The following is a 25,794-nucleotide window of genomic DNA, read 5'->3' as shown; positions in this document are numbered from 1 at the left end:
TTATTCCTCCTCTTGCTTTGACTGCTTAAGCATTAGCATGGCACTTTGCGCTGCTTGCTGCTCAGCCTCTTTCTTTGATTTTCCACGGCCAATACCTAACTCTTGGCTGTTTAACAATACGCGTGAAACGAATGTTCGATTATGTGCTGGACCTTTTTCATCAACTATTTCGTAATTTAAAAGGCCGTTATTTGTTTGTTGAATAATTTCTTGTAATTGACTTTTAAAATCCATCACATGCGAAAAAGCACCGACTTCAACTTTAGGGAATACGACACGTTCTAAAAATGCGACAACAACTTCTAAACCTTGATCTAAATAAAGGGCTCCGACAAATGATTCAAATACGTCAGCAAGCAATGCAGGACGTTCACGACCACCTGTTAATTCTTCGCCTTTACCTAATAATACAAATTGTCCGAAGTTCAATTCGTTCGCAAAAACAACTAGTGATGGCTCACATACGATTGATGCACGTAATTTCGTAAGTTCCCCTTCGCTCATATGCGGAAATTTTTCAAATAAATATTTTGATACAGATAACTCTAATACAGCGTCCCCTAAAAATTCTAATCGTTCGTTGTCCGTAAATAATTTGCGGCGATGCTCATTCACATAAGATGAATGTGTAAATGCTTGATATAATAAATCTTTATTCTGGAAATGAATGTTCATTTCGTTTTCTAAAATTTCAAATTGTGATTTTACTTTTTCAGGGAGGACACCGGGTTTCTGGTTGTTCCCTTTTTTTCTATAGGTCATGTAATTCTGCCTTCCTTCTAGTTTCTATCGTTTAGTTTACCTTGTTCTATAGCATTGTGCAAAGGGTATCAGTCAAAAACCTATCAAATTTCACTATATTTATTCAGCCCACTAGAAATGGCAATTTAACAAAATTTTCAGACGCAAAAAAGGCTGTACAAAAGTCGTTGTGACTTAGTACAGCCTGGTGTTTTATAAATGAATTAGCTAATTTTGCTTTCGATGTATGAAATTGCATTACCAACTGTTGCAATTTTTTCTGCATCTTCATCAGAAATTTCCATATCGAACTCATCTTCAAGTTCCATTACTAACTCAACAACGTCTAATGAATCTGCACCTAAATCCTCACGGAATGATGCTTCTAATTTCACTTCGCTTTCGTCAACGCCTAAACGGTCAACGACTACTTTTGAAACACGCTCAAATACTGTAGACAAATCAGTCACCTCCCCTCAATGCATGCTACTTTAATAATATCACTAACAATGCTTTCTACTACTAACAAGCGAAATTAGAGCTCGCTTTCCACGGGCGGTGCCAATCCTCCTCGTCGCTTCGGTGCTCCTGTCGCTTTCGCTTTCGTCGCAAATAAATTTCCTGCGGTGTATCGGCAGTCCCGCTATTCCCGTAGGAAGCTTGCTTGTAGCGAAAGGCTTAGCCGTCAGCTACACTCGAGCACATTTCGCTAAGTCTTCCATAAATATTTACAGCCTACAGCTTATATATTTAAATAATATTAAGCCATTACCATGCCGCCGTCTATTTGGAGCGTTTGGCCTGTAATGTAGTTGGAACTATCTGATGCGAAAAATACGACAGCTTTTGCGATATCCTCCGGTTGACCTAGTTTTGCCAACGGAATTTGTTTTAGCATACCTTCTTTCAAATCCTCCGGTAAGCCTTCCGTCATTTCCGTTGTAATAAAACCTGGTGCAATTGCATTGACTAAAATATTACGAGACGCAAGCTCCTGTGCAGTTGTTTTTGTCAGACCGATCACACCCGCTTTTGCCGCTACATAATTAGCCTGTCCAGCATTTCCGGCAACCCCAACGATTGAAGAAATATTAATGATGCGACCTGCACGCTGTTTCATCATTTGACGCGTAACAGCTTTTGTACAAAGGAAAACACCTTTTAAATTCGTATTGATGACATCATCCCATTCGTCATCTTTCATACGCATTAATAAATTATCGCGAGTGATGCCCGCATTGTTTACTAAAATGTCGATCGAACCATACGTATCAAGCGCTGTTTTCATTAAATTCTGCACAGAAACCGTATCTGCCACATTCGCCTGTACGGCAATTGCTTCGCCGCCATTTGCTTTAATTTCTTCTACAACTTCCTGCGCCTTTTGCTCGCTCCCGCTATAATTGACAACGACTTTTGCCCCTTCACTTGCCAATTGTAATGCGATCGCGCGACCAATGCCACGGGATGCCCCTGTTACGACAGCACATTTCCCTGTTAAACCCATTGTTTCCACTCCTTTGATGCCTCAACAACTTGTGTCAAACTCGCCTCATCATATACACAGTATGTTTGTACATTGCGGTCAATTTTTTTCACTAAGCCTGATAATACTTTTCCTGGTCCGCACTCGATAAAGACCGTTACCCCTTCAGCAATAAGCTTTTCAATGTTTTGTTGCCATTGTACTGAGCTTGTTACTTGGGCTACCATTTCTTCTTTAATCGCTTCAACAGTTGTTAAGAGCTCTGAAGTCACATTGCTCATTACTGGAATGTTTGGTTCCTGTAATGGTAAATTTGCTACCGTATTCTTTAAATTATGTGCCGCTTCCTGCATTAATGAACTATGGAAAGGACCGCTTACGACTAATGGTAAAGCTCGTTTTGCTCCTGCTTCCTTCGCTCTTTTACATGCTTCGTCAACACCTTGTTTCGTCCCTGAAATCACAATTTGGCCCGGACAGTTGAAGTTCGCTACTTGAACGACTTCTCCTTCAGCGGATACTTGCTGGCAAATGGCGTCTAGTTTTTCTCCATCTAACGCCAATATAGCTGCCATTGCTCCTTGACCTGCAGGTACTGCCTCGTCCATAAATACACCCCGTCTATGAACCGTTTGAACTGCATCTTCAAAATCAATTACTCCTGAAATGACAAATGCACTGTACTCCCCTAATGAATGTCCCGCAGTATATTGCGGTGCAATACCAGCTTCAATCAGCTTATTTGCGATCATCACCCCTGATGTCAATAAAGCCGGCTGAGCATGGTATGTCAGTGTCAATGTTTCTTGTGGACCGTTTAACATATAGTCCGACAATGGAAGGTTTAACACTTCGTCCGCTCGTTTATAATACTGTTTGCTTACTTCATCATTCGCAACAAACTCCGCACCCATCCCTACAGTTTGTGAACCTTGTCCTGGAAAAATAAAAGCAATTTTTGTCATTTGATAATCCCCTTTGTAAATACGCTTATTCTGGCTTTGGCAATTGCTCGATTTTTTCGGCAATTGTTTCGCATACTTTATGCTCTACCATAATTGTCGCTTGACGAATCGCACTGTAAATCGCACGTGCATTCGATGAACCATGTGCTTTAATAACAGGTGCTTTCAGGCCGAATAAAGCCGCCCCACCGTATTCTGTATAGTCCATTTTACCTTTTAGCTGTTTTAAGTCATTCTTTACTAATGCAGCAGCAATTTTCGTTTTTGTCGTAGCAAATAACGCTTCCTTCAACATTTTGAATACCGTGCCTGCCGTACCTTCGATTGTTTTCAGCACCATATTGCCTGTAAACCCGTCCGTTACGACCACATCAGCGACCCCATTCAGCAATTCTCGTGCTTCTACATTGCCTTCAAAGTTAAAGTCCGCTTCTTTTAATAATGTAAATGACGCTTTAGTTAATTCATTCCCTTTTTTATCTTCAGTACCGATATTTAATAATCCAATTCGAGGTGCTTTTTGACCGCGAACTTGCTTCACATAAATATCTCCCATAATTGCGTACTGTAATAAGTTTTCAGGTTTTGCATCTGCATTGGCACCTAAATCAAGCATAAGGAAGCCGTCGCCATTCATTGTCGGTAAAGTTGTTGCTAATGCAGGACGCGCTACTCCATCAATACGTCCTACTTTGAAAAGTCCGCCTGCCATTAAGGCACCAGTATTCCCTGCCGATAAACAAGCGTCCGCCTTTCCTTCAGCAACTGCATCCAGCATACGAGCCATTGAAGAATCTTTTTTGCGGCGTACTGCGCGTGCCGGATCGTCCTCTGCCTCTACAACTTCACTACAATGAATAACCGTTAAGCGTTCGTGATTTTTTAAATATGGCGCCATTTTCTGTTCATCGCCATATAGATCAATCGTTAATTTCGGAAAATCTTCAAGCGCCATAAAGACTCCTTCTATGATTGCCTGTGGTGCGTTATCTCCGCCCATACCATCTACTGCTATTTTCATGTTGTTTCTTCACCTTTCATCCGATACATTTCAAACTCTCCCTTGAAAACTACTTCATTATCAACGGAAGAAGTCACTTCGATAAATGTACGGTTTTTATCAGGGTTTTTCCCTTTTACAACAGCCTTCGTTACGACACGATTGCCTGCACGAACCGGCTTTACGAAAGCTACATTTGATTTTACAGTAAGGGCAAGCTCATCATCAATTACTGCAACCGCCAAAGAATTGGCCTGTGCAAATAAATGGTGACCACGCGCTATGCCGTTGCGCTGGAAAACATGTTCTTCTCCAACATCAAATATTGAAATTGCCCGATTATCCAGCTCTATATCAATAATTTCACCGATGACCTCATCAAGTGGCAACGATTTTACTTCATCATATTTTTTAGCAGCAACATCTTTAATACGTTCACGCAATTCCGGAATAGCGAGTTCCATGCGATCCAATCGAATTGTTTGAACGCTCACATTAAATTCAGCTGCTAATTGTTCATCTGTCACGAAAGGATTGTCTGCGATCTGTTCAGTCAATAACGACTGTCGCTCTTTTTTGGAACGCTTCATCGTATTTGTTACCTACCTTTAATTTTCTAAAAGATTAGTATTAGCACTTGGTACTAATATCAATATACATGTATAAAAAAAAGAACGCAACAACTTTTTGTTGCGTCCTTGAAATCTTAAGCTTCCAAGCTTAGCTGCCACAGCACACCAAACTTATCTGTTACTTGCCCATAGCACTTGCTCCAAAAGGTCTCCTGTAACTCCATTACGATCTTTCCGCCTTCTTTTAAACCATAGAAAATAAATCGGATTTCCTGCTCGTCTTTTGACGTATAGGCAATACTGATATTGTCCCCTACCGTCACTTGCGGAGAGCCCGGATACGTATCGGAAAACATCATTTGACCTTCCTCCAGTTCAATTTGTGCATTCATGACCAAATCTTTTGCTTCTGGCGGAATAGGGTGTTCAGGATTTGGCGGTAATTCTCCAAATGTTGAAATCGTTACACTTTTGGCATTAAACAGTTCTGCATATAACACTACTGCCTCTTTTGCTCGTCCATTTAACACAAAATACGGATACATGTTTCCCATCTTATTACCTCTTTTCAGCATTTTTAAGTAGCCTAAATAGTTTTCCACCAATTACAGGTTCTAACCGTTTAATCGATTCGTTCTCCTTGCATAACTCCAGAAGCCGTTAAATCTTCTCTTAAAAATTCATATTCCTGATCTTTCCAGAATGCTTCATCATAGAGCATTTTCTCGGCATCCTGTCTTGCCGTTTCAAGAGCCCGGTAATCATGGACAAGGTCGGCCAATTTAAATTCCGGCAACCCGCTTTGCCGTTTTCCGAAGAAATCCCCTGATCCTCGCAGCTCCAAATCTTTTTCAGCTAGGCGGAAACCATCATTCGTCTCGGTCATACTCATCATACGTTCTTTTCCTTCATCTGTTTTCGGATCGGCAATCAGCACACAATAGGATTGATGTTCTCCACGACCAACACGTCCACGCAGCTGGTGAAGCTGCGCCAAACCAAAACGCTCGGCATCATAAATTGTCATGAAAGTCGCGTTTGGTACGTTTACCCCAACTTCGACAACAGTTGTCGATACAAGCACATGAATTTTCCCATCACTAAATGCTCGCATGACCGCATCTTTTTCGTCAGAATGCAATCGACCATGCATCAGGCCGATTTCAAAACGGGTGCCGAAATACGCCTTCAATTGTTCGTAAGCTTCCACTGCATTTTGCACATCCAGTTTATCGGACTCTTCGATTAACGGCGCAATGACATACGCTTGGCGGCCTGCTTCAAGTTCTTGGGTCATGCGCATCAGCACACTGTTCAGCTGTTCTTTTTTCAGCCAATGCGTTTCAATCTCTTTACGCCCGGCAGGCAACTCATCAATAATCGAAACATCCATCTCACCAAAAGCTGTAATGGCTAATGTACGCGGAATAGGTGTTGCGGTCATGAACAGTACATCCGGATTTTCGCCTTTTTCACGCAGTACACGACGTTGTTCTACACCAAAACGATGCTGTTCATCCGTTATGACAAATCCTAGCTTCTTGAATTCAACATCCGGCTGAATGAGTGCATGTGTCCCAATGAGAATATCGATTTCTCCTGCTGCAAGTTGTGCCAATAATTCACGGCGTGCCTTTGTCTTTGTCGAGCCCGATAATAATGCTATCTTAACGCCAATCGGATCAAACCACATATGCAGGTTTTCTGCATGTTGCTCTGCTAAAATTTCGGTCGGCGCCATTAGAGCCCCTTGATATCCTGCCGTTACAGCTGCATATAGTCCGATCGCTGCCACGACAGTCTTTCCAGATCCTACATCCCCTTGAAGCAGACGATTCATACGTTGCGGCAATAACATATCTTTGCAAATTTCATTGACAACCCGCTTTTGGGCACCTGTAAGCTCATATGGCAATGTCGTTATAAATGCTTTTAATTTTTCCAGATCAAAGCGAACGGAAATTCCTTTCTCATTTTCCTTATTCGCTTTTCTTAGGGCTTGAATACGCAGCTGGAACTGCAGTAATTCCTCATATACGAAACGGCGACGGGCCTGTTTTGCATGATCTGCATTTAGCGGAAAATGCACCCCTTCGAGCGCTTCTTGAATATTAACTAACTGATAGCTTTCACGCAGATAATTTGGCAATGTTTCAGGCAGTTCTTCCTTCACAGTATCCAACGCCTGGCGCATATATTTACGGAAGCGCTTTTGCTGAATATTCCCCTTTAAACTATAAACAGGCTCAAAATCCACTTGTTCTGTTTTCGGCCCGAATGTCACGGACGATCCGACAATAACTTGACGTCCGCGATCCCATTTACCGGTAACGGTTATGATGCCGCCAGTTGAAATTTTTTGCCGCAAATAATTTTGATTGAAAAACACAACTTTAATTAAATGTCTTCCTGCAAGAGCCGTAAATTGTAGTCGGGATTTATTTTTCCCTAAAAATAATACGGTCGGTTCACTTTCGACACGTGCTTCAATCGTCACACGCTCATTATGCGGTGTTTCAGTTAAATCTTTTAATCGAAAATCTTCATGGCGGTATGGAAATGTCCAAATCAAGTCATGGATTGTCTCGATGCCAATTTTCATTAAATTTTCGGCTGTTTCTTTTCCGATTCCCTTTAATTGTGAAACTGGCTCATGAATCATTGTCGACACTTCCTTTACGAATTATTTATCCCGCATTAACGGGTAGTAAAAGCCCGATTGGTTCGGGCCGACACGATGTTGGTTACACAAGCGTTGTCACAGGACGTGACGATTTTAGCTTGTGTTCCTTATAATCAGTGTGGGATGACCCCCCTGATTGAAGTTTCACTTTATAGTTTAACAATATCATAAAATGGGTGCATACGTTCTCTCATAAACTAAAAAAAGAACACAAAAATTTGTGTTCAATTTTTTATTAATTCAATGCAATATTATAACAAAGAGATAATTTCCTTATTAAATTATTATATTAATAAACAAACGTTAGTTACTGCCTACACGAGATTTGAGCAGGCTTTTCAGGTCTCCGCCTTCAAAGATTGCATGGGTAATCGCTTTGCCTGTTGGTGTTGCGGCTAAACCGCCTCGCGCTGTTTCTTTCAAGTTCGGGCTCATTGCCTGACCGATTCGGTACATTGCGCCGATTACCTCATCACATGGAATGCGGCTTGTCACACCTGCCAATGCCATATCCGCTGCGACTAATGAGTTGGATGCACCCATTGCATTACGTTTAACACAAGGTACTTCCACTAAGCCTGCAACCGGGTCACATACTAATCCGAGCATATTTTTCAGCGTGATGGCAAATGCTTCCGAACTTTGCTGCGCTGTTCCGCCAGCCATTTCTACAATCGCTGCCGCCGCCATTGCCGATGCACTGCCGACTTCTGCCTGACAGCCGCCTTCTGCACCTGAAATTGAAGCATTGTTCGCAACGATAAATCCAAATGCTCCCGAAGTGAATAAATATCGAATCATTTGTTCACGTGTCGGATTTAATTTATTTTGAACTGCAAATAATGTCCCCGGAACTACTCCCGCTGAACCTGCTGTTGGAGTCGCACAAATTGTACCCATTGCCGCATTCACTTCATTTGTCGCAACAGCTTTGCTGACAGCATCAAGTAAAAGGTCTCCGGCTAATGTATTGCCTTTTTTAATATAATTTTGAATGAGTACAGCATCGCCACCAGTTAAACCTGTTACGGATTGTACACCTTTTAAGCCGCGCTCTACTGCTTCTTCCATAATCGTTAAGTTGCGGTCCATCTGTTTAAAAATATCTTCACGAGAGCGACCTGTAATTAACATTTCCTGCTCAATCATTAACTCGGAAATAAGCTTTCCTTCTCTCTCAGCCAACTCCACTAACTCTCGAACACTGCGGAATAAAACATCCATATTTGTCACCCCTAGTTATTAATTTTCGATACCTTCGTAATATGTGGAATATATGAGATTTGCTCTAACAGACGCTTATCTATATTTTGATCGACTTCAATTACCATTAAAGCCGTTAATCCACGTTCAATACGCGATACTTCCATATGTCCAATATTGACATCATGCATGGCCAAACAGTTCGCCACGTTTGCAATACAGCCGGCACGGTCATCATGCACAACCAGAATTGCCGGCATCCCGCCTGTCAGACGCAGCTTAAAGCCATTAACTTCGCTAATCTCAATTTTACCGCCACCAATTGAAATACCTTCAACGCTCATTTCCGATTCATCATCGCCCATTAAAATGCGCGCAGTATTCGGATGCTCTTTATTGGCTGTTTCAGGAATAAACTCAAACTGTAAGCCTGCTTTTTCCGCTTCAGCAAAAGAAGTTTTAATCCGTTCATCATCCGTATCGTAATCTAGTAATCCACCTATAATTGCCACATCCGTACCATGACCGCGGTATGTTTCGGCAAAAGAACCGTATAAATAAATTTTCGCCCATTTCGGCTGACGTCCAAACAAATCGCGTGCAACACGTCCAATACGTGCTGCCCCTGCTGTATGTGAAGAGGACGGACCAATCATAACAGGTCCAATAATATCAAAAACCGAAGTAAATTTCATAAAGTTATCCCCCCATATTCTTTTATACTTTCATTTACTCCTAGTGTACTCATTTTTTCTGCAATTAACAAACTTCTTGTTGTAAAATCAGAATAATAACCATAATGAGGATTAAACTCCATAAGTTAACGCTGACAATTAAGCGGTTAGATGAATAAATCAATAGAATTATTCCCCTTACTTCCCACCAAATAGGTCTCACTACTGTAAACACCGCAAATTTGGGGCTTATTACCAAAGCGCCCGCTTAAGACACTTAAACATAATGAAAGCAGTGCATACTTGAAAGTACACACTGCTTTCACTATTTATTTTATTCTACAGATAAAATGAACGGATAAAGGGATTGTTTACCTTCAACAATTTCCACTTCAGCATCCGGATAATTTTCTTCGATAAAGTTTTGTAATTCTTCGGCTTGTTCAGCTGTTGCATCTTCACCATAAATGATTGTGATGATTTCTGAATCTTCATCCATCAATCCTTCAAGCACTTTTTTAGCTGCATCCATCATTTCAGGAGTCGATAAAATAATTTTACCTTCAGCCAATGCCATATAATCATCTTTACGGATTTCAACACCGTCGATCGATGTATCACGCACGGCAAATGTTACTTGACCAGTCTTTACATGTGCAAAGCCTTGTGTCATGTTTGCCTTATTCGTTTCAACTGACTCGGCAGGATTATATGCTAAAATAGCTGCCATTCCTTGAGGGATCGTTTTTGTCGGCACAACCGCTGCTTCAATTTCCAGAAGTTCAGCTGCTTGCTCTGCCGCCATAATGATATTTTTGTTGTTCGGTAAAATTAGTACTCGCTCTGCACCAATTTCTTTTACCGCTTTTACGATATCTTCTGTAGAAGGGTTCATCGTCTGTCCGCCTTCAATTACATAAGAAGCACCGATCGAGCGTAGAAGATTGGATACACCTTCACCCATTGCAATCGTTACAATCGCATATGGAACTTTTGTTTTTTGCTGTTTCGCAGGTGCTTGTGGTGCATCGTTGACGATCGCAGAATGCTGTTCACGCATATTGTCTACTTTAATTTTAATTAAGCTACCATATTTTTGACCCGCTGCAAGTACGGCACCTGGAGTTTCCGAGTGTATATGTACTTTTGCAATTTCATCGTCCGAGATGACCAGTAATGAGTCGCCCATCGGATTCAACTCTTGGCGGAACTCGTCTTCATCAAAAGGCGCTTTGTCTTCTTCGAAACGCACCATGATTTCTGTACAGTATCCAAATTCGATGTCAGATGTGTCCATGAAGTCTTGTACACGGTGATGTTCTGCACTAATTAAATCATCCAGTGAAGATTCATTTTTTTCCGGTAATGGCTCGCCTTTCATAGAAGCAAGGAATCCTTCATAAACGAACAGTAAACCTTGGCCGCCACTATCGACAACGCCTACTTCTTTTAATACAGGTAAAAGATCCGGCGTGCGGTTTAATGATTGTTTTGCTTCCTCGATAAAAGCTTCCATCAAGACAATCATATCTTCTTCTGTTTCAGCAACTTCCACACCTTTTGCCGCCGCTTCACGAGCAACCGTTAAGATTGTCCCTTCCACTGGTTTCATAACGGCTTTATAGGCAGTATCTACGCCAGCCTGGAATGCGTTCGCTAAGTCTTTTGCATCGATTTCAGCTTCTTTTTCAATCGCTTTACCGAACCCGCGGAATAACTGCGATAAAATTACGCCTGAATTTCCGCGTGCGCCCATTAGTAAGCCTTTTGATAAAGCCTGAGCTGTTTTGCCGATATGTGCACTTACATTGGCTTCTGTTTCATCTGCACCAGATGTCATTGATAAATTCATATTTGTCCCTGTATCACCATCCGGCACAGGGAATACATTTAGCGAATCTACATATGCTGCATTTTGGTATAGGTGATGTGCACCCATTTGTACCATTTCAGCAAATTTAATTCCGTCTAAAGACTTCATTCGATTCATTTCCTCCTCTTACACGTTCGCAACACGAACGCCTTGAACAAAAATATTAACTGATTTAACGCTCATACCTAATGTTTTATTTACTGTATATTTTACTTTGGATTGTACTTGATAAGCGATTTCAGAAATTTTCGTACCATAGCTTACAATAATGTACATATCAATATGTAAGTCATCACCTTCTTGGCGAATGAGCACACCTTTTGCAAAATTCTCTTTTCGTAAAATATCTGTTAATCCATCACGAATCTGATGTTTTGATGCCATGCCTACAATGCCATAGCATTCAATCGCTGCTCCACCAGCAATTTGAGCAATAACATCATTGGATATATCAATATGACCGAATTCGTTATTTAATTCTACTGACATAGTGAATGCCCCCTTGGCTCTATTTGACTAATTTATATTGTACTACACAAAAGTCGATTATAAAAGAAAACGTTCATCTACGTCTAGCCTGAAGTCGTTTTTTTGAATTTCTCTTTATTAAAAATCTCTTTATTTTTAATCTTTTAATAAAGTGAAATTTCAATTAGTTAGGTTCTTTATCCCCACTGAATGCAAAACAACATCATATTTTTTTTTGCACAACCTAATTAGAGTATTCGACAATTTTCAGTTGTTATACAAGGAAGCATTTTTGAAACATATCACTGACTATTTTAGCTCAATACCGAAATATATGTTTATCCGCACATTCCACTACAGGCTGACGCTTTCCGCGGGCGTGGGCCATTCCTCACCGCTACGCTCTTGCGGTATATCGGCCGTCACGCTTATCCCGCAGGAGTCGCCGCCTTCTGTTCCATGTGCTTAGCTGCCAACCGACTATTTATTACGTACCTATTTTGGCCGAGTCCCACTATTAACCGCGAAAAATTCGATATGATTATGCAAAATGGATATTTTTGCCGGAAGTTGGCTGATTAAGTCTCCGTCAACATTCAGCGGAAATGCTTCAGTCGCTTTTATATGCATTTCACGTGCATTCAATTTAATAATATTGTCATCGTCCTCATAATTGCCTGTAAGCAAATTTTTAGCCGTCCCTACTACTTGTAGTGTGCTCGTACTTTTAATAATAAACCCGTGCAAGAGGCCGTCTGATTTATCGGCATCTTCATTTAGTTGGCGGAAGCTTCCGACGGAATCGGTTAATACACATATGAAGAGCATCATATTTTCTTTATACGTTTGTCCATCTGCCGTTACTTCCATTTCGTAGGAGTCATTTTGAATGGCCGCTTTCACTCCTTCAAATAAATAGGCGAGCGATCCAAGAGATGTTTTTTGCTCTACCGACACGTCACCAACCGCTTCTGCCAATAATCCGATTGCAATGACATTCGTGAAATAATGATCGTTCACTTTCCCGATGTCCGCTTTTGTTGTTTTTCCGCCAAGTAACGCTATCGCCTCATCAGGATCAAGCGATATGTCCAATGCACGCGCAAAATCATTGACTGTACCTAATGGAACAACTCCCACAACAGGGCGGTGAGGCTGCTCGGCAATTCCGTTGATCCCTTCATTTAGTGTACCGTCTCCTCCGACTAAAATGACCGCATCATATTGCTCATCACATGCCATTTTAGCAAAGCGGGTTGCATCCTTCTCACCTTCTGTTTCTTTTACAATGACTTCATAATTATGTAATTGTCCGATAATTTTCTTTTCATACTCACTTGCTTTTTCTTTCCCTGAAGATGGGTTGATGATGACCATACACTTTTTCATAAATATTTCCCCCAAATAATTAGTTTATATAGTACATTACCTTTTCCAGGAAGTTTTTAATCCCGATTAAGCAAAATGGGGTGTAAAGGTTTTTTTCTTGAAAGGTTATGTAAAATGTCTTGCACTCATTGACTCTGTATGTTAAATTATTATGGTATGTGAAATAACGAACTGAAATAAAGATTTCAGATTCAGCTGTAAGGAGGAATTTTACAATGCCAAAACAATGCGTAATTACTGGCCGTAAAGCTCGTACAGGCAACAACCGTTCACACGCTATGAACGCTAACAAACGTACTTGGGGTGCTAACCTTCAAAAAGTTCGTATCTTAGTTGACGGTAAGCCAAAACGTGTATGGGTTTCTGCTCGTGCTTTAAAATCAGGTAAAATCGAGCGCGTATAATCGCGTATAGAGTATCAGCAATTTGCTGGTACTCTATTTTTTTGCAAAAAATGAACAAAAGCGCTAAAGCGCCCGTTCAACTCCGAGGGGGTATAACGCCACGTCCTTGTGGCATACCCCCAATGGCTCACATCGTGTGAGCCTCAGACATTGGAAGGCCCGACGCAAAAGTAAACGGTTCACCACTTTTGCACGGAGGGACTGAAATGGCCGAGGAGTTGGCGCTTTAGCCTGGACGGGGACAAAAACTTGTTTCCAGGTTATCCATAGTGCGATAGTTTATAATTTCCTTAAACAACAACATAAAAAATACAGCCCATAATCACTATGAGCTGTAGACAGGATCTTTATTTTTCTTTTTTATCTCTACGAAACAACTTCACGCAGCCTCTTGCCACACCGCTTAACCATTTTGGCATTTGGAATGTATATACTTTCAGTGTTGTTCCTCCTTAATCTTTACTCTTTATCATTAAACATATGCCTTCCCTAAATGAAATAGACCCTGTACCTATTATTTCATTGCTTGTGAAACGCGTTGTCCCCTGTTCAATCACTTCATCTGTCGTCTCATATTTAACACTACGCAACGTCACCTTTCGCAGAGTCTTTCCATAGGCAAAAAACGATACGTAAGAATAATAGTCTTCTGTCAAAATATGTGTACCCGGCAGTAAAAATTGAATGATATTATGAGAATTAATGATTTTAAAAGTAATATGAGGATGCTGCTGCTGCATGAGAAATACAGACCGTAATGTCGCTTCGTAATGATCTAAACGCCCGCCTGTAACACCCGTTAAAAAGACTTCCTGCGGCTCATATGTGAGTGCCTTCTGCAAGGCTAAGTCTGTATCCGTCTCATCTTTTTCTGCCTGAAATTGTTCAACATGGTCTACAGCTTCGGAAATCCGCGCAAATTCCTCCGCTGTAATGGAATCAAAATCACCGACAATACTATGTGGCTGTATGCCTTTGTCCACTAAATATAATGCCCCCCGGTCGACTCCAATCCAGACATCCGGTGTTAAAGAAAAGGCGACCTCATGAACGGGGCCGCCTGAGCAGATTGCTACAATCATTGAATTGCCGCTAATCCTGCTTGTTTAATTTCCTGTAAAGCTTGTGCGCGATCTTCTTTACTGTAAATAGCTGAACCAGCAACAAAAACCGTTGCACCTGCTTTTGCACAAGGTACGATTGTTTCAGCGTTAATTCCGCCATCAATTTCAATTTCGATATTCAAGCCACGTTCTTTAATAATTTCCGATAATGCTTCCACTTTCGGCACAACCGATTCAATGAACTTTTGTCCGCCAAAGCCAGGGTTTACCGTCATAAACAGCACCATATCAACATCTTCCAAAATATGCTGTATTGTTTCAATCGGCGTATGCGGATTTAATACAACACCCGGTTTCACACCGTGTGAACGAATTAACTGAATCGTACGGTGCAGATGGCGGCATGCTTCAACATGTACCGTAATATAATCTGCACCCGCTTTCGCAAACTGTTCAATATACTGGTCCGGATTTTCAATCATTAAATGTACGTCCATCGGTAATGTAGAAAGAGGACGAATGGCTTCTAATGCAATTGCACCAAATGAAATATTCGGTACGAAATGACCGTCCATTACATCGATATGAATCAATTCGGCTCCTGCTGCTTCTACTTCTTTTACTTCTTGTCCCAGCTTTGCAAAATCTGCTGCTAAAATTGATGGTGCAATTTTAATCATGTCTAATACCTCGGCTTTCGGTCAATAATTTCTTGTAAGATTTGTTCATAATGCTCATAGCGGTACGAACGGATTTCTCCCGTTTCTACTGCCTGTTTTACCGCACATTTCGGTTCTTTTATATGCAGACAACCACGGAACTTACAATTCTCGCTAATACGTTCGAACTCTGGTAAACAGGATGTCAGCTCTTCTTTTTCTATCATTTCAAAATCAAAAGAACTAAAGCCTGGTGTGTCCGCCAATAGTCCGCCGCATACTTCAATCAGCTCGACGTGGCGAGTTGTATGTTTCCCGCGCCCTAAACTTTTTGAAATAATACCTGTTTTTAAATCAAGCTCAGGAAGCAATGTATTTAATAATGTTGACTTTCCGACACCTGACTGTCCGGCAAGCACCGATGTTTTTTCTTGCAAGTATGGTTCAATTTTCTCCAGCAATGTTGGATCATCAATATATGTTTCGATAATGTCATAGCCGATTTCTTTATAGTCGTCAATGTATGTTTGTAGATGTGCACGTTCTGCATCATTTAATAAATCCATCTTCGTTAAAATAATGATCGGCTGTACATGGAACGACTCGAGCACGACTAAAAAACGGTCGAGCAGCACTGTATTAAAATCCGGTTCTTTTGCGGAAAACACAAGTAATGCCTGATCCACATTCGCAATCGGTGGTCGGACGAGTTCGTTGTGACGTTCCAGTATTTTATCGATGGAACCATCCGATTCCCCATCATAGGAATATTCCACAAAATCGCCGACTAGTGGTGATTCTCCGCGATTACGGAAAATCCCACGAGCGCGACATTGAATTAAATTGCCGTCTTTTTCAACATAATAATAACCGCTTAATGCTTTTCGAATTTGGGCTTGCGCCATCCAATTCCTCCTTATTCCGCCAATTCTTCATACGTAATTGTTTTATTTTCGATTACATTGTTATCCCGTACAATCTGATAGGCTGCTTTGTCCCCTTCAACGATGACCAGCTTAATTGTATATAAAGTATCTTCATTAATCGTTAACTTTTCTACAGGCTCTGCCATTGTACGTGTTTTGTCCTGAATGTAAATGGAGACCTCTTGCTCGATCCCTTCTTCAAAAGGCTCGTACGGAATTTCAATTGTTTTTGTATAGAACTTTTCCTGTTTTGCTTTTGGTCCTTTTGAGATGACGACATTAATTGTGCCACCTTTTTCAAGCTTCGTGCCTGCTTTTGGTGTTTGACTGATTACTTCACCTGCCGGTTTATCCGAATATTCTTCACCAGTTACATTCACTTTAAAACCTGAGCTTTTTTCATATTCTGAACGGTTTGCATCATTAAACGCCATCAAGTCACGCACCGTTACTTGTTCCTGTCCTCTACTAACTGTTAATACAACATCTGTCTCATTGACGTGAATTTCCTCTCCAGCTTCCGGTGTTTGACCGATAATTTCGCCCGCTGCATGCTCTGAAGAATATTCCTCTCTAAAATCATAGCTATTATATTCTTCTAACGCATCGATTACATCATCACGCTGTTTACCGACGAAATCCTCCATCTTTGTCAATTCCTTACCGATACTGACGATTAAATCCACCGTAGTGCCTTTATCACGTTCCCGACCTGCTTGCGGATTCGTTTCAATGATATTTCCGGATTCAATTTCTTCATTGTTGCGTTCCTCTTGTTCGCCAATAACGAAACCTTGCTCTTCTAAAATTCGAATTGCTTCTTCAACCGTCATATCTGTCACATCTTCTATGACTACTCTATTTGGTGTTAAAAGAACAGCTGCTACTACTGCACCAATTGCTAAAAGAACTAATAGACCAACGATAAGCGGCCATTTTTTCTTTTTCTTTTTTGGCTTAAGCGGCTTCGGTTCTTCCTCTGCAGGCGGTTTTGAATCGATTCGGACTGTCTGTTCCGTAATGCCGGTAGATGGCTCCTGAACCGGGACAGGTACAGGCTTCGGATCTTTTATAATCGGCATTAGCTTTGTCGCCCCATTATCAACCGGCGGCATAAATTTAGGTTCATTCACCCGTTGTAATGATAAACATGTATTTAAATCTTCTTCCATCTCTTCTGCATTGCTGTAGCGGTGGTTTTGATCTTTTGCTGTTGCCTTTAATACGATATTTTCCACGCTTTGCGGAATGCTTGCATCGAATTCACGTACGGAAGGTGTTTCCGCCTGCAGATGCTTTAACGCAATAGATACAGCAGATTCCCCTGAAAATGGCAATTCACCTGTTAAAAGCTCATAAAAAACGATTCCAAGTGCATATATATCTGACTTCATCGTTGCTACACCGCCGCGTGCCTGCTCCGGCGATAAATAATGGACTGTTCCGATGACTGAGTTCGTTTGCGTGAAGCTTGTTGCTCCAAGCGATGTCGCAATCCCGAAATCAGTGATTTTCACATTTCCTTCTTCGTCCATCAATATATTTTGAGGCTTTATATCTCGATGAATAATTCCGTTTTCATGTGCATGGGAAATTGCCGATGTAAGCTGCTTCATTATATGGACACTACGCGCTGCAGATAAAGGTGAAAACTCTTGTATGTATTGTTTTAATGTTTTCCCTTTAATGTATTCCATGACAATATAGTGCATATCCCCATCTTCGCCAACATCATAGATGCTTACGATATTAGGATTAGTCAAACTTGTTGCAGACAATGCTTCACGCTGGAAACGACGGTGCAATTCTTCTTCATTCGATAAATCATAACGCAATATTTTAATTGCGACGTCACGGCTTAAAATAATGTCGTGTGCCAAATATACATTTGACATACCGCCTCCGCCAATTAATTTTAAAATTTTATAACGGCCACTTATATGTTTTCCTACTAGCATTGTTACACCTCCTGCACCGTTGTCATTAAGATAAGGGAAATATTATCTTCTCCACCACGCTCATTTGCTAATTGAACTAATTTTTTTCCTTTTTCCTGAACGGAAACCTGTGTAGTAATAATTTTGCCCATTTCCTCTGTAGACAGTTTATTACTTAACCCGTCGGAACAAATGAGTAAAAAGGCCTCATTTGATAGAGTGATTTCATAAAAATCAGGTTCAATCGAAATTTCTGTACCGAGTGCTTTTAAAATAAAGTTCCGTTGAGGATGATTTTGTGCCTCTTCTTCACTAATTTCTCCATTTTCCAATAAAATATTTACATAAGAATGATCTCTTGTTACTAACTTTACTGTTTCGTTTGTAATATGGTATACACGACTGTCGCCAACATGGCTTATCGTGCAATCATTCCTATCAAGCAACACAGCGATCATTGTCGTACCCATACCTTGACAATTTTCATGTGTTAATGAGTAATGATATATTTTTTGATTAATATGTGACACCGCATTACGCAACCATTCCAGCTTTAACTGTTTAGTTGCAAAATTTTCTGCATTTTCCTGTTTAAAGAGTGCATGCATTTCGGTAATAACCATTTCACTCGCTACATCACCAGCATTATGACCACCCATACCATCTGCTAAAATCGCAAGCTTAAAATGATCGGGGCGCTCAAAAAACGCGGCCCGATCTTCATTTATTTTTCGCTTCAACCCAATATCACTTTCCACTGTAAAGTTCACTATAGTCCACCTACTTTGTTTCGTGTGATCGTTCTTGTGCACGTAACTGGCCACATGCAGCTGCAATATCTGCACCTTGCTCACGGCGGATTGTTACGTTAATACCTTGCTCCTTAAGCGTTCTTTCAAAAGCAAAAATTTTACTGCGTGATGTACGAATATAATCACGTTCCGGCACGTAGTTAATCGGAATTAAGTTAACATGACATTTAATATTTTTGATCAGCTTTGCCAGTTCCATTGCTACTTCTTCTGTATCATTTTGACCTGACATTAAACCGTATTCAAATGTAACACGACGCCCTGTTTTCTTCGTATAGTATTTTACTGCTTCCATCAACTCTTCTAATTTATATGCTTTGGCAATCGGCATTAATTTCTGACGTGCCTCTTGGTTCGGTGCGTGAAGAGAAACCGCAAAGTTAATTTGCATGCCTTCATCTGCGAATTCATAGATTTTCGGTACAATTCCCGAAGTCGAAACCGTGATATGACGCGCACCAATATTTAATCCTTTGTCATCGTTCATAATTTTAAGGAAATTCATCATCGCATCGTAGTTGTCAAACGGCTCACCGATTCCCATGATAACAATTGAAGATACACGCTCTTCTGTTTCGTCAAGCTGTTGCTGAACTTTTACGACCTGCTCAACAATTTCACCTGCCATTAAATGACGCTTCAAGCCACCTAACGTAGATGCACAGAATGTACAACCGATACGGCAGCCTACTTGTGTCGTTACACAAATTGAATTACCGTAATCATGGCGCATCAATACAGTTTCAATTGAATAGCCGTCTTGCAGCTGAAATAAAAACTTGATCGTGCCGTCTTTTGATTCTTGTTTAATAATTGTCGATAGTGTCGTTAATGCAAACTCGGCCTCAAGTTTTTCACGCAATGCTTTCGGCAAGTTTGACATTTCTTCAAATGTTTGGACACGCTTTTCATAAAGCCATTCATAAATTTGCGCTGCCCGGAAAGCCTTTTCTCCATTTGCTGTCAGCCATTCCTTCATTTCATCTAGACGTAATGAGTAGACGGAAGGTTTTAACTGTGGCTTTTCTTTCTTCGCACGACGTACCGGTTTATCTGCTGTTTCTTCCACTAAATCCTGAATTCGTTCATCAAATTGTTTTAATTGTTCTTGCTCCATTAGTTAATTGGACGCTCCTTTTTTTACGAATGCAGCTACGAAAAATCCGTCACTGCCTATATCTTGCGGGAATACTTGCAGCATCCCGTCCTGTTGCTTCGCTTCTAGTTGTGTTGGTAAATTTTCAATCGGCACCAAGTTCATTTCAGGGTGCTCTTTTAAGAAGGCTTGTACTGTACCTTCATTTTCACTACGGTCTACTGTGCATGTTGAATACACTAATCGTCCGTCTTGTTTTAATAGCTGGACTGCATTATTCAAAATCGAAAGCTGAATTGTTTGCAGGCTCTCTAAATCTTCTTCTCGCTTTGTATATTTAATATCCGGCTTGCGTCGCATTACGCCCAAACCTGAGCAAGGTGCGTCAACCAGAATCGCATCATAGCCTTCCTTTTGTAAGAAGCCTGCTGCTTTTCTTCCGTCAAGCGGAGCTGTTTCGATAATATTCAATCCTAGACGCGCGACATTCTCTTCGATTAAATCCAATTTTTTCGGATGAAGATCGGTCGCTAAAATCGAGCCTTCGTTTTTCATAACTTCAGCAAGATGCGTTGTTTTCCCTCCTGGTGCTGCACACATATCAAGTACTTTCATACCTGGTTGCGGATTCAGCACTTTTGCCGGCAGCATCGAACTTTCATCCTGAATCGTAATAAGCCCATTTCGGAACGCTCCCGTACGTGCGGCCTGCCCGCTTTCAAGATGCAGACATTCAGGTATATATTCACTGCGGCGCGCTTTTACACCTTCACGTTCAAGTGTTGTCAATACTTGTTCAACAGTTGCTTTCGTCGTGTTGACACGTACTGTCTGCAATGGTGCAATATTATTTTCAAGCAGCATTTCACGTGTTTTATCATAGCCGTAGCTTTCAACCCAGCGATCGACCAGCCATTGCGGGTGACTTGTTTCGATTGCCAGACGCTCATTTGCATCTTCTATTAAATCGGTTGAACGAACACCTTCACGTAAAATCGAACGTAAAATACCATTTACCATTGAGGCAATCCCTTTATGGCCTCGGCGTTTTGCAATTTCCACTGCTTCATTGACAGCGGCGTGTGCAGGAATACGTGTTAAATACTGCATTTGATAGAGCGACATACGCAACAGCCAACGCACCCAAATATCCACTTTTCCGCGAATAAATGGCTCCAGATAATAATCCAGTGTCAGTTTATGCTGCAATGTTCCATATGTGAGCTCTGTTAACAGGCCACGATCTTTCGCATCGATTTTATATTTTTCAATCGTTTGGTGTAATAATAAATTACTGTATGCCTGGCTTTTATCGACCGTCAGTAAAATCGTTAAAGCGGCATCCCGCACATTACCGTCCCAAATTACTTGTTTCTTTTTACTCATTCAAAACGGTCCCCAATCTGTAATTTCGAGCCCGTACCACGTAAAAACTCTTCTGCTGTCATGCGTTTCTTACCTGCTGGTTGTACATCATACAGCGCCAATGTACTGCCATCGCCTGTCGCTACTTCAAAATGATCTTTTTCAATTTTCACGACTTCTCCCGGTGCAGCATTTGTTGCAGTTTCCCCAACCTTTGCTGCCCAGACTTTAAAGTTAGCCCCTTCAAATGTCGTATAGGCAACAGGCCAAGGGTGTAGTCCGCGCACTTGATTATACAATGCACGCGCTTCATTATTCCAATCAATCAACTCCTGCTCACGGCTAATATTGCGCGCAAATGTTACGAGTGATTCATCCTGTGGAATGCGGGCATTTGTTCCGTCGATAATCGATGGCATTGTTTCTTTTAATAGTTCACGACCTACTGCACTTAATTTATCAAACATTGTACCTGTATTGTCTGTATCTTCAATGGCAATTTCCCGTTGTGAAATAATATCCCCGGCATCCAGTTTTTCCGCCATATACATAATCGTTACACCGGTTGATGCCTGTCCATCGATAATTGCCTGATGAATTGGTGCACCGCCTCGATATGCAGGTAATAATGATGCATGGACATTAATACAACCTAGTCGAGGTGCTTCAAGCAGTTCTTTCGGCAAAATCTGTCCAAATGCCGCCGTTACGACAATGTCCGCATTTAATGCTAAAATTTCTTCCAGCTCCTGTGAACCGCGCAACTTTTCAGGTTGAATAACCGGTAAGCCTAGTCGTAGTGCTTCTTCTTTTACAGGTGGCGGTGTTAATACTTTTTTACGCCCAACTGGACGATCCGGCTGTGTAACAACCGCTGCGATGTCATAGCCCTCTTCATGAAGCATACGCAAAATTGGCGCTGAAAAGGCAGGTGTTCCCATAAATACGATTTTTGTCATCGATTATTCCTCCTCAACGTCCGCGTATAGCTCTTCTAATTCTTCCTCTGTTAATACACGCGTCATTTTCGAATCAAATAAAACGCCATCTAAATGATCGATTTCATGCAAAATACAGCGTGCTTCAAAGTCCTCAGCTTCAAGTTCATAAATACGTCCTTCACGATCTGAGGCTTCGATTTTTACGTATGTTGGGCGCTTTACCATGCCAAATAAGTCCGGGAAACTTAAACAGCCTTCCACATCTTCTTCTTCTCCACGTGTTTCAAGTACAATCGGGTTGATCATTTCTAAAATATCTTCACCTAATTCTACGATTGCTACACGTAAATCAACATTAATTTGAGGTGCAGCAATTCCTACACCATCATTTTCTACCATCGTGTCATATAAATCATCTAAAAGTTGAATGATATTTTCATCGATTACTTCAACTTCTCTTGTTTTTTTTGATAGTATATTCGCCGGGTTTTTTACAACTTCTTTAATTGCCATTTCAATACCTCTTTCTATATGCATTAGATCATTGTCGGATCTAAATCAACTGTTAACACAATGCCTTTTTTTATCCATTCCGAACGATACAGTTTTATTAGCTGTAAAAGAACCGGAATCAAATTTGGCTCTACTTTATATTTTATCAAACATTGATAACGATATCTATTTTGGAGACGAGCGATGCTGGCAGTGGTCGGTCCGATAACGGAAACATTAAATGATAAATTGGACCGCAAATACTCGGCAACACGGCCGGCATATTCAGCAGCAAACATGACGTCTTCATGCGACACTTGAATAAGCGCAATATAAAAATATGGCGGATATCCTGCAATGTGTCTTGCATGCATTTCGCGTTCGTAAAACGGAGTATAATGCTGATCTTTTGATAGCTGGATTGCATAATGCTCCGGTGTATAAGTTTGGATATATACTTCGCCCAGTTTATTGTGGCGTCCTGCTCGACCACTTACTTGTGTCATGAGCTGGAATGTTTTTTCCGCTGCACGGTAGTCCGGTAAATGAAGCGAGGTATCGGCACTCAATACTCCGACTAATGTAATATTCGGGAAATCAAGTCCTTTAGCGATCATTTGCGTACCGAGCAAAATATCCGCTTCCCCTCGGCCGAACGCATCGAGCATTTTTTCATGTGCCCCTTTTTGTTTTGTCGTATCGACATCCATCCGCATAACACGTGCTTCCGGGAACAGCTTATGAATTTCTTCTTCAACCTTTTGAGTTCCGGTACCGAAATAACGGATGTTTTCACTTAGACATTCAGGACATGTTTCCGGTATATATTCATCGTGACCGCAATAATGGCATTTCAGCTTTTCCTGATAGCGGTGGTACGTCAACGAAATATCACAGTTCGGACATTGCACTGTTGTCCCGCAATCCCTGCATAATACAAACGATGAGTAGCCGCGGCGATTTAAAAATAGGACGGTCTGTTCTTTTTTATCGAGACGATCCCTTAATGCTTCCATAAGCGGTTCAGAAAACATCGAACGGTTTCCTGCCTGCAGCTGTTCCCGCATATCGATAATCTGAACGGTCGGCAATGCCTGATTTTTTGCCCGCTGTGACAATGTCAGTAACGTATACACACCTTTTTTCGCACGTGCAAACGATTCTAATGCAGGTGTCGCACTTCCTAAAATAACCGGACAATTATAATAATTTCCGCGCCATATCGCGACATCCCGTGCATGGTAGCGAGGCGAATCTTCCTGCTTGTATGTTGACTCATGTTCCTCATCCAAAATAAGCAGACCGAGATTTTTAAACGGTGCAAAAACAGCTGACCGTGCACCTACTACTACCTTTACTTTTCCTTGCTGCACTTTTCGCCATTCATCATACTTTTCACCGACAGACAATCCGCTATGCATAACTGCCACTTCGTCACCGAAACGCGATTTAAAACGCTCCGTCATTTGTGGTGTCAATGATATTTCAGGTACGAGTACAATCGCTTCTTTCCCGTCTGCAATTGTGCGCTGAATTGCCTGTAGATACACTTCTGTTTTGCCGCTGCCTGTAATGCCGTGAAGAAGAAAGGTCTCTTGACGTTTTTCATCTATGGCTTCCGTAATTTTTTTCAGTGCCTTGTCTTGCTCATCTGTTAATTGTAAAAAGTCTGTTTTTACGACTTCCTTTGTAAACGGATCACGGTAAACTTCCTCTTGTATATACGCTGCTGCCCCTTTTTCAATGACACTGTTTAATACACTGCTTGTCACTTGAACGGCTTCATATATTTGTTCCGGTAAAACGATGGCTCCAGCATGGTCTTGCATCCATTCCATCAATGCCAGCTGCTTTGGTGCCCGTTTTCCCATTTGTTCTATCACTTCTTCTATTTGTTCACGGGGATAAATTTGCACTTTACGTACTTGTTTCACTTGGCCTTTTTGTTTCACTTCATTTTCAATATTGACAAGACCTTCTTTTACTGCCCGTTTTAATGGTTTTAATAAATTTGCCTTTTCAAATTGTACTAAATTCACTTTTTTGGCTTTCTCAAAGTAAGGCTGCAGCATTTGAGGTAATTGCGGCACTTCGCCTAGCAGGACAGCATACTTCTCATACTTGGCCCGCAAAGCACCCGGTAGCATTACTTGTAATGCATCAATTTCATAACAGATTGTTTGATGCTTCAGCCATTTTGCCAAGCTCAGCATTTCCTCAGTCAAAATGGATTCCAAATCGAGTATTTCTGAAATCGGCTTTATTTTTTCAACCGGAACGTCTGATTCGGCTACAATGCCGACGACAAAACCAAGCACATTGCGCGGTCCGAATGGGACTTTTACACGACATCCTATGTCAATCAGCTCTTCCCAATCTTCCGGTATTAAATAGTCGAAAGGACGGTCAACCGGATATGCGGAAACATCGACGATTACTTGTGCAAATCTCATTGTCCATCGCTTCCTGATTGCTCACGGAAATGCTTTTCTACGAGTGCAGTAATTTTTTCCGGCTCTTCCAGACGACCTTTCCCTACATAGCCGCATGCCAAAAATCCTTCAGACGGTTCGATAAAGCGGATGCCATCTTCGTGAAGTTGTGCAATATTCCGTAAAACGGCCGGATGTTCATACATATGTACATTCATCGCCGGTGCCACCCAAACAGGTGCAGTCGTTGCAAGTAATGTTGTTGTTACCATATCATCCGCCATTCCATGTGCCATTTTGGCAATCATATTGGCTGTTGCAGGAGCTACGATAATTAAATCTGCCCAATCCGCCAGATCAATATGGGCAATGACATTGGAATCTTTTTCATCGAACGTATCAAAAAACACATCATTTTTAGACATCACCTGGAAGCTTAAAGGGGTAACGAACTTTTGTGCTGAAGCTGTCATGATCACTTTTACATTGAAGCCTGCCTGAGACAGTTTGCTTACTAACGCTACCGCTTTATATACAGCAATTCCACCCGACACACACAATAGTATATTGTTTTTTTTCATTATTTTACCGTCCTTTCAAAGGATAAGCTCC

At 41.2% G+C, this 25,794-nt stretch carries 24 protein-coding genes and 1 pseudogene; 1 reads left to right on the top strand and 24 read right to left on the bottom strand.

Features of this window, described 5'->3' with window-relative positions:
• From rnc to MHB58_RS04845, 13 genes are all read right to left on the bottom strand, one after another.
• A complete protein-coding gene (gene rnc / locus MHB58_RS04905; RefSeq protein ID WP_008403326.1) occupies positions 1-762 on the bottom strand; it encodes a ribonuclease III in 762 nt (253 codons plus the stop codon).
• A gap of 203 nt (positions 763-965) precedes the next feature.
• Entirely contained in the window at positions 966-1,202 is a 237-nt protein-coding gene (gene acpP / locus MHB58_RS04900) for an acyl carrier protein (protein WP_008403327.1), read from the bottom strand.
• Between the two features lie 299 nt (positions 1,203-1,501).
• The gene (gene fabG / locus MHB58_RS04895) at positions 1,502-2,248 is read right to left on the bottom strand and encodes a 3-oxoacyl-[acyl-carrier-protein] reductase (protein WP_340734788.1); all 747 of its coding nucleotides are present in this window, start codon (positions 2,246-2,248) and stop codon (positions 1,502-1,504) included.
• A complete protein-coding gene (gene fabD, locus MHB58_RS04890; RefSeq protein ID WP_008403329.1) occupies positions 2,239-3,192 on the bottom strand; it encodes an ACP S-malonyltransferase in 954 nt (317 codons plus the stop codon). The genes fabG and fabD overlap by 10 nt, the downstream gene beginning before the upstream one ends.
• Positions 3,193-3,217: 25 nt before the next feature.
• Positions 3,218-4,213, bottom strand: a complete 996-nt coding sequence (plsX, locus tag MHB58_RS04885; RefSeq protein ID WP_014824512.1) for a phosphate acyltransferase PlsX — start codon at positions 4,211-4,213, stop codon at positions 3,218-3,220.
• Positions 4,210-4,782, bottom strand: a complete 573-nt coding sequence (gene fapR, locus MHB58_RS04880) for a transcription factor FapR (protein WP_008403331.1) — start codon at positions 4,780-4,782, stop codon at positions 4,210-4,212. The genes plsX and fapR overlap by 4 nt, the downstream gene beginning before the upstream one ends.
• 116 nt (positions 4,783-4,898) lie before the next feature.
• On the bottom strand, positions 4,899-5,318 hold the full coding sequence (locus MHB58_RS04875) for a VOC family protein (RefSeq protein ID WP_014824513.1): 420 nt from the start codon (positions 5,316-5,318) through the stop codon (positions 4,899-4,901).
• Positions 5,319-5,386: 68 nt separating this feature from the next.
• Positions 5,387-7,426 carry an ATP-dependent DNA helicase RecG gene (gene recG / locus MHB58_RS04870; RefSeq protein ID WP_340734787.1) on the bottom strand — a complete coding sequence of 680 codons (2,040 nt, stop codon included), beginning with the start codon at positions 7,424-7,426 and terminating at the stop codon, positions 5,387-5,389.
• 324 nt (positions 7,427-7,750) lie between these two features.
• Positions 7,751-8,671: an L-serine ammonia-lyase, iron-sulfur-dependent, subunit alpha gene (gene sdaAA / locus MHB58_RS04865; protein WP_008403335.1), complete on the bottom strand. Its 921-nt coding sequence runs from the start codon at positions 8,669-8,671 to the stop codon at positions 7,751-7,753.
• A gap of 11 nt (positions 8,672-8,682) precedes the next feature.
• On the bottom strand, positions 8,683-9,345 hold the full coding sequence (sdaAB, locus tag MHB58_RS04860) for an L-serine ammonia-lyase, iron-sulfur-dependent subunit beta (protein WP_008403337.1): 663 nt from the start codon (positions 9,343-9,345) through the stop codon (positions 8,683-8,685).
• Positions 9,346-9,658: 313 nt separating this feature from the next.
• Positions 9,659-11,305, bottom strand: a complete 1,647-nt coding sequence (locus MHB58_RS04855; RefSeq protein WP_014824515.1) for a DAK2 domain-containing protein — start codon at positions 11,303-11,305, stop codon at positions 9,659-9,661.
• A gap of 18 nt (positions 11,306-11,323) precedes the next feature.
• Positions 11,324-11,686: an Asp23/Gls24 family envelope stress response protein gene (locus MHB58_RS04850; RefSeq protein ID WP_008403339.1), complete on the bottom strand. Its 363-nt coding sequence runs from the start codon at positions 11,684-11,686 to the stop codon at positions 11,324-11,326.
• 474 nt (positions 11,687-12,160) lie between these two features.
• Entirely contained in the window at positions 12,161-13,054 is an 894-nt protein-coding gene (locus MHB58_RS04845) for a diacylglycerol/lipid kinase family protein (protein ID WP_014824516.1), read from the bottom strand.
• Positions 13,055-13,269: 215 nt separating this feature from the next.
• Here MHB58_RS04845 and rpmB point away from each other — a divergent pair, with 215 nt between their 5' ends.
• A complete protein-coding gene (gene rpmB / locus MHB58_RS04840) occupies positions 13,270-13,458 on the top strand; it encodes a 50S ribosomal protein L28 (RefSeq protein ID WP_004227417.1) in 189 nt (62 codons plus the stop codon).
• Positions 13,459-13,910: 452 nt separating this feature from the next.
• Here the strand turns inward: rpmB and MHB58_RS04835 are convergent, their stop codons facing one another.
• The 11 genes and pseudogenes from MHB58_RS04835 to coaBC all read right to left on the bottom strand — a co-directional run.
• Positions 13,911-14,540 carry a thiamine diphosphokinase gene (locus MHB58_RS04835; RefSeq protein ID WP_340734786.1) on the bottom strand — a complete coding sequence of 210 codons (630 nt, stop codon included), beginning with the start codon at positions 14,538-14,540 and terminating at the stop codon, positions 13,911-13,913.
• A complete protein-coding gene (gene rpe, locus MHB58_RS04830; RefSeq protein ID WP_008403342.1) occupies positions 14,537-15,202 on the bottom strand; it encodes a ribulose-phosphate 3-epimerase in 666 nt (221 codons plus the stop codon). The genes MHB58_RS04835 and rpe overlap by 4 nt, the downstream gene beginning before the upstream one ends.
• A gap of 2 nt (positions 15,203-15,204) precedes the next feature.
• Positions 15,205-16,086, bottom strand: coding sequence for a ribosome small subunit-dependent GTPase A (rsgA, locus tag MHB58_RS04825; protein ID WP_008403343.1), 882 nt, complete (start codon positions 16,084-16,086; stop codon positions 15,205-15,207).
• A gap of 11 nt (positions 16,087-16,097) precedes the next feature.
• Positions 16,098-18,065, bottom strand: a complete 1,968-nt coding sequence (gene pknB / locus MHB58_RS04820) for a Stk1 family PASTA domain-containing Ser/Thr kinase (RefSeq protein ID WP_014824518.1) — start codon at positions 18,063-18,065, stop codon at positions 16,098-16,100.
• 2 nt (positions 18,066-18,067) lie between these two features.
• Positions 18,068-18,814: a Stp1/IreP family PP2C-type Ser/Thr phosphatase gene (locus MHB58_RS04815; protein ID WP_014824519.1), complete on the bottom strand. Its 747-nt coding sequence runs from the start codon at positions 18,812-18,814 to the stop codon at positions 18,068-18,070.
• A 10-nt stretch (positions 18,815-18,824) separates the two neighbouring features.
• Entirely contained in the window at positions 18,825-19,973 is a 1,149-nt protein-coding gene (gene rlmN, locus MHB58_RS04810) for a 23S rRNA (adenine(2503)-C(2))-methyltransferase RlmN (RefSeq protein WP_008403346.1), read from the bottom strand.
• Positions 19,974-19,976: 3 nt separating this feature from the next.
• Positions 19,977-21,338 carry a 16S rRNA (cytosine(967)-C(5))-methyltransferase RsmB gene (gene rsmB / locus MHB58_RS04805; RefSeq protein ID WP_008403347.1) on the bottom strand — a complete coding sequence of 454 codons (1,362 nt, stop codon included), beginning with the start codon at positions 21,336-21,338 and terminating at the stop codon, positions 19,977-19,979.
• Entirely contained in the window at positions 21,335-22,276 is a 942-nt protein-coding gene (gene fmt / locus MHB58_RS04800; protein ID WP_014824520.1) for a methionyl-tRNA formyltransferase, read from the bottom strand. The genes rsmB and fmt overlap by 4 nt, the downstream gene beginning before the upstream one ends.
• A 3-nt stretch (positions 22,277-22,279) precedes the next feature.
• Positions 22,280-22,771: a peptide deformylase gene (gene def / locus MHB58_RS04795; protein ID WP_008403349.1), complete on the bottom strand. Its 492-nt coding sequence runs from the start codon at positions 22,769-22,771 to the stop codon at positions 22,280-22,282.
• Between the two features lie 23 nt (positions 22,772-22,794).
• Positions 22,795-25,203: a primosomal protein N' gene (priA, locus tag MHB58_RS04790; protein WP_340734785.1), complete on the bottom strand. Its 2,409-nt coding sequence runs from the start codon at positions 25,201-25,203 to the stop codon at positions 22,795-22,797.
• Positions 25,204-25,217: 14 nt separating this feature from the next.
• Positions 25,218-25,763, bottom strand: a pseudogene (gene coaBC / locus MHB58_RS04785) (bifunctional phosphopantothenoylcysteine decarboxylase/phosphopantothenate--cysteine ligase CoaBC); the annotation flags it as partial.
• Positions 25,764-25,794: the final 31 nt, after the last annotated feature.

The sequence above is a fragment of the Solibacillus sp. FSL K6-1554 genome (assembly GCF_038005185.1).
Lineage (GTDB): Bacteria > Bacillota > Bacilli > Bacillales_A > Planococcaceae > Solibacillus > Solibacillus silvestris.
The sequence above is the reverse complement of the archived record's forward strand: the minus strand, read 5'-3'. Positions and strand labels throughout refer to the sequence as shown.